At 71.4% G+C, this 10,182-nt stretch carries 7 protein-coding genes and 1 pseudogene; 5 read left to right on the plus strand and 3 right to left on the minus strand.

Features of this window, described 5'->3' with window-relative positions; genetic code table 11:
* Window positions 1-419 (minus strand): annotated as a pseudogene (locus tag MHW47_RS26120) (molybdopterin molybdenumtransferase MoeA); the annotation flags it as partial.
* 4 nt (window positions 420-423) lie between these two features.
* Window positions 424-1,326 carry a UTP--glucose-1-phosphate uridylyltransferase GalU gene (galU, locus tag MHW47_RS26125; protein WP_239226222.1) on the minus strand — a complete coding sequence of 301 codons (903 nt, stop codon included), beginning with the start codon at window positions 1,324-1,326 and terminating at the stop codon, window positions 424-426.
* A 95-nt stretch (window positions 1,327-1,421) separates the two neighbouring features.
* Here galU and MHW47_RS26130 point away from each other — a divergent pair, with 95 nt between their 5' ends.
* Window positions 1,422-2,045, plus strand: coding sequence for a 5-formyltetrahydrofolate cyclo-ligase (locus tag MHW47_RS26130; RefSeq protein ID WP_239226223.1), 624 nt, complete (start codon window positions 1,422-1,424; stop codon window positions 2,043-2,045).
* Between the two features lie 4 nt (window positions 2,046-2,049).
* Here the strand turns inward: MHW47_RS26130 and MHW47_RS26135 are convergent, their stop codons facing one another.
* On the minus strand, window positions 2,050-4,800 hold the full coding sequence (locus tag MHW47_RS26135) for a penicillin acylase family protein (protein WP_239226224.1): 2,751 nt from the start codon (window positions 4,798-4,800) through the stop codon (window positions 2,050-2,052).
* Between the two features lie 242 nt (window positions 4,801-5,042).
* On the opposite strand from MHW47_RS26135, the gene MHW47_RS26140 reads away from it, so the two are divergent.
* The 4 genes from MHW47_RS26140 (at window position 5,043) to MHW47_RS26155 (ending at window position 9,709) form a co-directional block, all read left to right on the plus strand.
* Complete coding sequence (locus MHW47_RS26140) at window positions 5,043-6,728, plus strand: potassium/proton antiporter (protein ID WP_239226228.1); 1,686 nt, start codon at window positions 5,043-5,045, stop codon at window positions 6,726-6,728.
* A gap of 329 nt (window positions 6,729-7,057) precedes the next feature.
* Complete coding sequence (locus MHW47_RS26145; protein WP_239226225.1) at window positions 7,058-8,341, plus strand: MFS transporter; 1,284 nt, start codon at window positions 7,058-7,060, stop codon at window positions 8,339-8,341.
* Between the two features lie 67 nt (window positions 8,342-8,408).
* Window positions 8,409-8,753, plus strand: coding sequence for an FmdB family zinc ribbon protein (locus MHW47_RS26150; protein WP_239226226.1), 345 nt, complete (start codon window positions 8,409-8,411; stop codon window positions 8,751-8,753).
* A 122-nt stretch (window positions 8,754-8,875) separates the two neighbouring features.
* On the plus strand, window positions 8,876-9,709 hold the full coding sequence (locus MHW47_RS26155) for an S-methyl-5'-thioadenosine phosphorylase (protein ID WP_239226227.1): 834 nt from the start codon (window positions 8,876-8,878) through the stop codon (window positions 9,707-9,709).
* Window positions 9,710-10,182: the final 473 nt, after the last annotated feature.

Below are 10,182 nucleotides of genomic sequence, written 5' to 3' on the forward strand. Positions count from 1 at the left end.
GCCTCGCTGTGGGCGCGCATCGCGGCGGCGGGGCCCTCGCCCGTACCGCCGTCGGTCCACTCGACGGGCACGACGGCCTCGGCGCCCTCCGGGAGCGGGGCGCCGGTCATGATGCGGGCGGCCTCGCCGGGGCCGAGGCGCCGGCCGGGGCCGAGTCCGTCGTCCCCGGCGGCGACGTCACCGACGACCGTGAGGACGGCGGGGAACTCCTCGGTGGCGCCCTCGACATCGGCGACGCGGACCGCGTAGCCGTCCATCGAGCTGTTGTCGAAGGGCGGCAGGGCGATCTCCACCACGACGTCCTCGACGAGGACGCAGCCCTGGGCCTCGGGCAGTTGCAGCTCGATGGGTTCGAGCGGCTTCACCGCGGCGAGGATGTCTTCCAGGTGCTCGTCCACCGACCAGATCGTGCTGCTCAACGTGTTACATCTCCTCGGTGACGTACCGGCGGAGCCAGCTGCGGAACTCCGGCCCCAGATCATCACGTTCGCACGCGAGTCTGACAATGGCACGCAGATAGTCGCTGCGGTCCCCGGTGTCGTAGCGGCGGCCCTTGAAGACGACGCCGTGCACCGGGCCGCCGGCCTTCTCGTCCTCGGTGAGCAGTTGCAGCGCGTCGGTCAGCTGGATCTCGTTGCCCCGGCCCGGCTCGGTCCGGCGCAGTATGCCGAAGACCGCGGGGTCCAGGACGTAGCGGCCGATCACGGCGAGGTTGCTGGGCGCGTCGGCGGGCTCGGGCTTCTCGACCAGGCCGGTGATCCGCACGACGTCCGCGTCGGCGGTGGGCTCCACGGCCGCGCAGCCGTACTGCTGGATCATCGCGGGCGGGACCTCCATGAGCGCGATGACGCTGCCGCCCTCGCGTTCCCGGATCTCGGTCATCCGGGTCAGCAGCGGGTCGCGCGGGTCGATCAGGTCGTCGCCGAGCAGGACCGCGAAGGGCTCGTCGCCGACGTGGGGCTCGGCGCACAGGACGGCGTGCCCGAGGCCCCTGGGGTCGCCCTGGCGGACGTAGTGCATGGTGGCGAGGTCGGTGGACTCGCGGACCTTGCGCAGCCGGTCGGCGTCGCCCTTGCGGGTCAGCGCCGATTCCAGTTCGTAGTTCCGGTCGAAGTGGTCCTCCAGGGGGCGCTTGTTGCGTCCGGTGACCATCAGGACGTCGTGCAGCCCGGCGGCCACCGCTTCCTCGACCACGTACTGGATGGCAGGCTTGTCGACGACAGGCAGCATCTCCTTGGGGGTGGCCTTGGTGGCCGGAAGGAAGCGGGTGCCGAGGCCCGCCGCCGGGATGACGGCCTTGCTGATCCTGGGGTTCGACTGGGTCATGCGCTGAACCCTAGCGGTGCGGCATGGGCGGAAGATGAGCTTCCGGTTAACTTTGTCCTCATATAGACGCATGCGAGAGCCCGGCAGGTGCCCCGTTGAACACCGACATGTCCGCAAAGGCGCTCCTTCGGCGCGAACTGCTCGCCGCGCGCCGTCTCCTGACGGGCCAGGACGTCGAACGGTACGCCGCCGTGCTCGCCCGCCACGCGCTGGAACTCCCGGAACTGGGCGGCGCCCGTACCGTCGCCGCGTACGTCTCGGTCGGCCGGGAACCGGGCACCCGCGCCCTGCTGGACGCGCTGCGCGCCCGGGGCGTGAGGGTGCTGCTGCCGGTGCTGCTCGCCGACAACGACCTGGACTGGGCGGTGTACGGGGGCACCGGGCGGCTCGTACCGGCCGGCCGGGGCCTGCTGGAGCCTGCCGGTGAGCGGCTGGGCCCGGACGCCGTGCTGGAGGCGGACGCGGTGCTGCTTCCGGGTCTCGCGGTGGACGCGCACGGCATGCGCCTCGGACGCGGTGGCGGCAGCTACGACCGGGTGCTGGCGCGTCTCGCGGCCGCCGGGTCCGCGCCCGCGCTGATCGTGCTGCTGTACGCGAACGAGGTGGCCGCGCCGGTCCCGGCGGAGCCGCACGACTTCCCCGTGCACGCGGTGGTGACACCCGAGGGCCCCCGGCGCTTCGGCGTGAACCGGAGCATCGGGGGCCCTGGGGGGCGCTGACCCGTTACGGCTTGAGCGTCAGCGTGTCCACCGTCGTCCCGGCCACGGCGTTCGTGCCGTAGGACCAGGGCAGCAGTTCCCCGTTGACCCACTTGTCGGTCTGGTCGGTGTAGTGGGCGCTGAACGCGTGCCCGGAGGCGCCGGTGAGGTTGATCCAGCGGGACTTGTCCCAGTCGCCCACGTTGACGACCATCCGCATCGACGGCACCCAGATCACCTCGTAGCCGCCGGCCGCGTTCCAGCCGGTGGCGTTCACCGCGGCCTCGCCGCCGCCGAGGTCCCAGGGGCCGCGGTTGAGGAGCCGCTGGATGAGGTCGGGGCCCTCGGTGCCGAGCGTCTGGTTCTTGAGGGTCAGCTGGTGCAGCCGGCCCCAGTTCCAGGTGGTGATGTCCTTGCCGAGCTTGGCGGTCAGCTCCCAGCGCGCGTCCTCCATGGCGCGGGCGAACAGCTCGTCACGGGTCTCGGTCGCCTTGTCCTTGCGGCTCCTGGGCGACTTCCACCACTCGCTGTCCGGCTTGTCCATGAGGTTCGCGACGACCTGGTACCACCGGTCGCCGCCGTCCGGCTGCGCGGAGTCCGGGGAGCGCCGGCCGCACTCGCGCACCAGCCGGTCCTGCTCGTCCACCGGGCCGGAGCTCTTGGGGGGACGCACGTTCAGGCACTCGCCCTCGACGCGCAGCTCCTTGGGCAGCTTGTCGCCGAAGGCCAGCTTGAGGATGTTGCGCCAGACGCCGTTGAAGTAGGCGGCGGCGGCCGAGTCGGGCTCCTGGGTGTAGTCCCAGCCCTCCAGCAGCTTCTGCGCCTCGCGGACGTCCTTGTCGGCGATGTTGATCTTGAGCAGTTCGGGCACCAGCAGCGCGGCGATCTCGCTGGTGTTGTCCATCTGCATCTTCTGCATGTCTTCGGTCGAGATCTTGCCGCCGCCCTTGAGCTTCGACTGGATCAGGTCGTTGATCCGCTGGCTGCGGCTGCCGTAGCCCCAGTCCTTGGTCAGCAGATACGGGTAGTCCTCGCCGATGACCGCCTGGTTGGCGGTGACGATGTAGCCGCGCTTCGGGTTGTACTCGTAGGGCAGCTCGTCGAACGGGATCGGGTCCTTCTTCCAGCCGTACGCCGACGACCAGCCGGGGCTGGGCGTGGTGCCGTCGCCCTGCTTGCGGACCGGGATCGTGCCGGGGGCCTGGTAGCCGATGTTGCCCTTGGTGTCGGCGTAGATCAGGTTCTGGGAGGGAACCTCGAAGTGCCGGGCGGCCTGGCGGAAGCTGGTGAAGTCCTTGGCGCGGTTCAGCTCGAAGACGGCGTCCATGGAGTGGCCGGGCTGCAGCGCGGTCCACTTGAGGGCGACGGCGTAACCGTCCGCGCGGTCCGGTGCGGAGTTGGCGACGGGCGCCTTCTGGCCGACCGTCTCCAGCTCGCTGCTGCGGTCGGAGACCAGCGGGCCGTTGTTGGTCTCGCGGACGGTGATGTGCCGGTCCTTGCCGCCCGCGACCTTGATGGTCTCCTCGCGGACGGTGAAGGGCTTCGTCTTGCCGTCGTACAGGTAGCCGTCGGTGGTGACCTTCTCCAGGAACAGGTCGGTGACGTCGGCGCCGAGGTTGGTGAAGCCCCAGGCGATGTCCTGGTTGTGGCCGATGATCACACCGGGCATGCCGGAGAAGGTGTAGCCGGCGGTGTCGTACTTGCAGGTTTCGGAGACCTGCCGGCAGTGAAGGCCCATCTGGTACCAGAGGGACGGCAGCATCGGCGCGAGGTGCGGGTCGTTGGCCAGCAGCGGCTTGTTGGTGGTCGTGTACCGGCCGGAGACCACCCACGAGTTCGAGCCGATGCCGTTGCCGTTCGGGCCGAGCAGCGCGGGGATCTCGTCGAGGGTGTCGGAGAGCGCGCCGAGCTGGGTGTTGAGGCCCTCGGTCGCGCCCGCCACGGCGTTCGGGTCGACGGTGCCGGCGTCGGTCGCCTCGGGGTCGAACTTGCCGGTGAGCGCGGAGACGGCGCCCTCGGTGACGATCGGCTCGTGCTTGTCGTACGGGTAATCGGGGTAGAGCTGCTCGATCTGGTCCGCGTCGAGGCGGCTCGTCATCAGCGAGCGGTCGATCTCGTCCTGCATGTTGCCGCGCAGGTCCCAGGCCATCGCCTTCAGCCACGCGACCGAGTCGACCGGGGTCCACTCCGAGGGCTTGTAGTCGTTGGTGAAGCCGAGCGCGGCGTACTCGACGGAGATGTCCTTGCCGTCGCGCCCCTTGAGGTAGGCGTTGACGCCGTCCGCGTACGCCTGGAGGTTCTTCTTGGTCTCCTCGGACAGGACGGTGTCGTACTCCTCCTGCGCGACCTTGCGCCAGCCGAGCGTGCGCAGGAAGGAGTCCGTCTCGACCTGGCCGGAGCCGAACATCTCGGAGAGCCGGCCGGCCGTCAGGTGGCGGCGGACGTCCATCTCCCAGAAGCGGTCCTGCGCCTGGACGAAGCCCTGGGCGCGGAACAGGTCGGCGTCGGAGTCGGCGTAGATCTGCGGGATGCCGTAACCGTCCCGCTTGACCTCGACGTTCCCGTCGAGCCCGTCGACGCGGATGGTTCCGCTGGTCTGCGGGTAGGAGGCGCGCACGGTGGAGACGGACCAGTACGCGCCGTATCCGATGCCCGCGACGAGCGCCAGCACCAGGACGATCACGAGGAGGCGGGCACGTCGCCCCTTCTTCTTCTTGCGCGGCCCGCTACCGGCGGTACCGGTGGCTCCGGAAGTGGCGGTTGTTGTGGCGGGCATCGCTGTCCTTCGAGGGCAGGGCGGTCCTGGGAGTGCAGGAGCAACCATAGGCGCAGCGCGTACGCCACTCGGACGCGGTATCAGGATGGCTCGAATTGCGTAGTGATCGTACGAATACTCGAAGGCATCAAGAAAACGTTAAAGATTAGGTAAGGTAACGAAGTACTGGCCGCCGGAAGACGATCCGGCAGGCGTACGCAGGAAAGGACCGGCCACTGACTGTCCACACGCTCAACGAACTCCTGCTCGTCTGCTCGCTCGTTCTGCTCGTCGCCGTCGTGGCGGTACGCGTCTCGTCCCGCAGCGGGCTCCCCAGCCTGCTCCTGTACCTGGGCATCGGCATCGCCCTGGGCCAGGACGGCTTCTTCGACGTCACGTTCAACAACGCGGAGCTGACGCAGGTCATCGGCTACGCGGCCCTCGTCGTGATCCTCGCCGAGGGCGGCCTCGGCACGAAGTGGAAAGAGATCAGACCGGCGCTGCCCGCCGCCGTGGTGCTGTCGCTCGTCGGCGTCGGCATCAGCGTGGGCGTGACCGCGGCCGGGGCCCACTACCTGGTCGGCCTGGAGTGGCGGCAGGCGCTCATCATCGGCGCGGTCGTCTCCTCCACGGACGCCGCCGCCGTCTTCTCCGTGCTGCGCAAGGTCCCGCTGCCCTCCCGCGTCACCGGCGTCCTGGAGGCCGAGTCCGGCTTCAACGACGCCCCGGTGGTCATCCTCGTGGTCGCCTTCTCGACGGTCGGCGAGGTGGACAGCTGGTACGTGCTGATCGGCGAGATAGCCCTGGAGCTGGCCATCGGCGCGGTCATGGGCATCGCCGTGGGCTGGCTCGGTTCGTACGGGCTGCGCCACGTCGCCCTGCCCGCCTCCGGCCTCTACCCGATCGCCGTCATGGCCATCGCGGTGTCCGCGTACGCGGCGGGCGCCATGCTGCACGGCAGCGGATTCCTCGCCGTCTACCTCGCGGCGATGGTCCTCGGCAACGCCAAGCTGCCGCACTGGCCGGCCACCCGCGGCTTCGCGGACGGGCTCGGCTGGCTCGCCCAGATCGGCATGTTCGTCCTGCTCGGCCTGCTGGTCACCCCGCACGACCTGCTGGACGACTTCTGGCCGGCCGTGGTCGTCGGCCTGGTGCTGACGGCGGTGGCCCGGCCGCTGGAGGTCTTCATCTCGCTGCTGCCGTTCAAACTTCCCTGGCAGGAGAAGGCCCTCATGTCATGGGCCGGGCTGCGCGGCGCCGTACCCATCATCCTGGCGACCATTCCCATGGTGTCCGGAATCGAGGGCTCCACCAGGGTCTTCAACATCGTGTTCGTCCTGGTCGTCGTCTACACCCTCATCCAGGGCCCGACCCTGCCCTGGCTCGCCAAGGCGCTGCACCTCGGCGACAACCCGTCCGAGGCGGCCGACCTGGGCATCGAGTCGGCGCCCCTGGAACGGCTGCGCGGGCACCTGCTGTCCGTCGCGATCCCCGAGGCGTCGAAGATGCACGGCGTCGAGATCAGCGAACTGCGCATGCCCGCGGGCGCCGCCGTCACCCTCGTGGTGCGCGACGACGAGAGCTTCGTACCCTCCCCCTCCACGGTGCTGCGGCGCGGCGACGAACTGCTCGTCGTGACCACCGACCCGGTGCGCGACGCCGCCGAGGCCCGGCTGCGCGCGGTCGCCGAGGGCGGCAAGCTGGCCGGCTGGCTCGGGACGCCCGGCGGGCACCCGGCGGGGCACGAGCCCACCGGCCCGCAGCTCGGCGGGGCGCTCAAGACGGTGAAGAAGATCGGCCGGGGGGACGAGACGAAGAAGCGCGAGAGCGCCAAGCGCGTGGCGGCGAAACAAGAGGCCGCCAAAAACGGGACGGGCGGACCCGCGGCCGCGAGACCCGGAGCGGCGAAACACGAGGGGCCGCCGCGCGACGCCAGAGCGCGGCACTGAGCCCACCCCGCCGTTCACACCCTGTTCGCAGGTGACGAGGGGCGGTGCGCCCACGATCACAGGAGCGCCGCCCCTTCCTCCCTGTAGCATGAAGGAAACCCAGAACCACCGATTGATCGACCAACTCTGCCTGACGCAGAGCTGGCGCGACCGTATGGCGGTCGTGGCGTCCTCCGTACCGGCAGCGCAGCGCGCACCGGCAGCGAGCGCCCGGCATCTACCGCAGTTCCGCGCGAAGAGGACAGCTCTCGGCAGCACCCGCCCGGCCCGCACCACCGCGCCGGAGACCGCGGGGAGCACGGCCACCAGGCGGCAGAAAGGCAAGGACCGTGGCGTCCACGGTCTCCGACCGCCCCGGATACGGGCAGTTGCTGCGCACCCCCGGTGCGTGGACCTTCCTTCTTCCCGGCTTCGCCGCACGGCAGCCCTTCGCGATGCTGACGATCGGCATCGTGCTGCTGGTGCAGCACACCACCGGCTCGTACGGCAGCGCGGGCGCCGTCGCGGCCGTCACCGGTGTCTCCATGGCCCTGTTCGCCCCGCAGACGGGCAAGCTCGCCGACCGGTTCGGCCAGCGGGCCGTCCTGCTGCCCGGCGTCCTCGTGCACACCGCCGCCGTCTCGCTCCTGGTCGTGCTCGCCCTCGCGGACGCGCCCCTGTGGGCCCTGTTCGCGGCGGCCGTCCCGACCGGTGCCTCCGTCCCGCAGATCGGCCCCATGGTGCGGGCCCGCTGGGCGGCCCTGCTGGGCGCGGCCCCGGGCCGCGAGGCGTCGCCGCTGCTGGCGACGGCCGCCGCGTTCGAGTCGGTGACGGACGAGTTCACCTTCGTCATCGGCCCCGTGCTCGCCACCGCGCTGTGCACCGGCGTGCACCCGGCGGCCGGGCTGATCGCGGAGGCCGCGCTCACCCTGCTGGGCGGGCTGCTCTTCGCCGCGCGGCGCGCCACCCAGCCGCCCGTCCGCGACCGCGCCCTGTCCGGCGCCGAACCGCACACCTCCGCGCTGTCCGTGCCCGGCGTACGGGTGCTGGCGGTGGCCTTCCTCGGCATCGGCTCGGTCTTCGGCGGCATGCAGGTCTCGCTGACCGCGTTCTCCGAGGAGATCGGCAACCCCGGTGCGAACGGCGTGCTGTACGGGGTCTTCGCCGCCGGCAACATGCTGGCCGGGATCGCCTGCGGGGCCATCGCCTGGAAGTCCGGCCCCCGCCGCCGGCTGATCACCGGTTACGCGGCCCTGGCGCTGACCGCGTCCGGCCTGTGGGCGATGCACTCGGCGCCGCTGCTGGCCGCGCTGGGCCTGCTCGTCGGCCTCTGCATCGCCCCGGCCCTGATCAGCGGCTACACGCTGGTCGAGGCGCTGGTGCCGGGCTCCGCGCGCACCGAGGCGTTCACCTGGCTGACGGGCGCGGTCGCGCTGGGCCAGGCGGCGGCGGTCACGGTGGCCGGACGGCTCGCCGACGCACACGGTTCGAGCGCCGGTTTCCTGGTGCCGCTGGTGGGTACGGTGCTCGCGCTCGTCACCCTGGTGACCCTGCGTTCGAGGCTGCTGCCGGCCGGTTCGGGGCGGACCGTGGCGCGTGGGATCGGTCACCGCGGCGCGGTCACGGTGGACTGATTCCGCGGAATACGTCACTATGGAGCGTCGTTAGCACTCATCGAGTCAGAGTGCCAGGAGGATCACAGTGCCGACCTACCAGTACCAGTGCACCGAGTGTGGCGAGGGCCTCGAAGCGGTGCAGAAGTTCACCGATGACGCCCTCACGGTGTGCCCGAACTGCGACGGACGCCTGAAGAAGGTGTTCTCGGCGGTCGGCATCGTCTTCAAGGGTTCCGGCTTCTACCGGAACGACAGCCGCGGCTCCTCGTCGAGCAGCACGCCGGCGTCCTCCGCCTCGAAGACCTCCGGTTCCGGATCGTCTTCGTCCGCCGGCTCCTCGACGTCGTCGGACACGAAGTCCTCGGCCGCCCCGGCGTCCGCGTCGTCCTCCTCGTCCTCTTCCTCGACGAGCGGTTCGTCGGCCGCCTGAGCCCCGACGGGCCCGCGGCTTCCTCCCGCCTTTCCGAAGACCCCGCCGAGCGCCTCGGCGGGGTCTTCGCGTCCCCGCGCCCGCCTTCCGGGGCGTCGCGGACACCCCCTAGGGTCACGGGTATGGCGAACGCAGAGATCGGCGTGATCGGCGGCTCGGGGCTCTACTCCTTCCTGGAGGACGTCACCGAGGTCCGCGTGGAAACCCCCTACGGAGACCCCAGCGACTCCGTGTTCCTGGGCGAGACCGGCGGCCGCCGGGTCGCCTTCCTCCCCCGGCACGGCCGGGGCCACCACGTGCCCCCGCACCGCATCAACTACCGCGCCAACCTGTGGGCGCTGCGTTCGGTCGGCGTACGCCAGGTGCTCGCGCCCTGCGCCGTGGGCGGCCTGCGCCCGGAGTACGGTCCGGGCACCCTGCTCGTGCCGGACCAGCTGGTGGACCGCACCAAGGCCCGTGTGCAGACCTACTACGACGGTGAGACCCCGGTGGACGGGGTGCTGCCGAACGTGGTGCACCTGGGCTTCGCCGACCCGTACTGCCCCGAGGGCCGCAAGGTCGCGCTGGCCGCCGCGCGGGGGCGCGACTGGGAGGCCGTGGACGGCGGCACGCTGGTGGTGGTGGAGGGGCCGCGCTTCTCGACCCGCGCCGAATCGCGCTGGCACGCGGCGATGGGCTGGTCCGTGGTCGGCATGACCGGGCACCCGGAGGCGGTGCTCGCCCGCGAGCTGGGCCTCTGCTACACCACGATGACCCTGGTCACCGACCTGGACGCGGGGGCGGAGGCGGGCGAGGGCGTCTCGCATGAGGAGGTGCTGAAGGTGTTCGCTGCCAATGTGGACCGGCTGCGCGCGGTCCTGTTCGACGCGGTGGCGGGGCTGCCGGCGGAGGAGGACCGGGGCTGCCCGTGCGGGCACGCGCTGGACGGGATGGACACAGGGATCGCACTGCCGTAGGGGCGGTTCGGGCGGGGCCCGGTGGTCGGCCCGGGTGGTCGGGCGGTCGGCCCGGGCTCGGCCGCGGACGGTCGAGCGGAGCCGGGTTCGGCCGCAGACGGTCGGCTTGAGCCGGGTTCGTGCCTGCGGGTGATGGGGTTGTCCACATGCGGTGGACGGTCCACAGGGCCCGGCGGGAATCGGGCGATCGGTGGATCGTGGTGCGGGTCCGGCGGCCGTGACCTCGGGGTCCGCGGCGGCCGGCCGACCCATCGGCTCCTGACACAGGCGGTGTTCGCGATGCGCCCGACCGGTTCCCCCTGCCCTTCCCCGTCCGCTCCCCCGACCTCCCGCACGGATGGGTCACCGGGTCCGCTGCCCGCTCCCGCGCCGTACGGGGTGCCGCCGTTCCCGCCGCTGCGGGTGCGCGGGGGCGGCGGGCAGCGGCTGCGGCGGGCGATGTGGCGTCGGCGCCGGTCGATGGCGGCGGCCCT

The organism is Streptomyces sp. OfavH-34-F, from assembly GCF_022347745.1.
Taxonomy (GTDB): domain Bacteria; phylum Actinomycetota; class Actinomycetes; order Streptomycetales; family Streptomycetaceae; genus Streptomyces.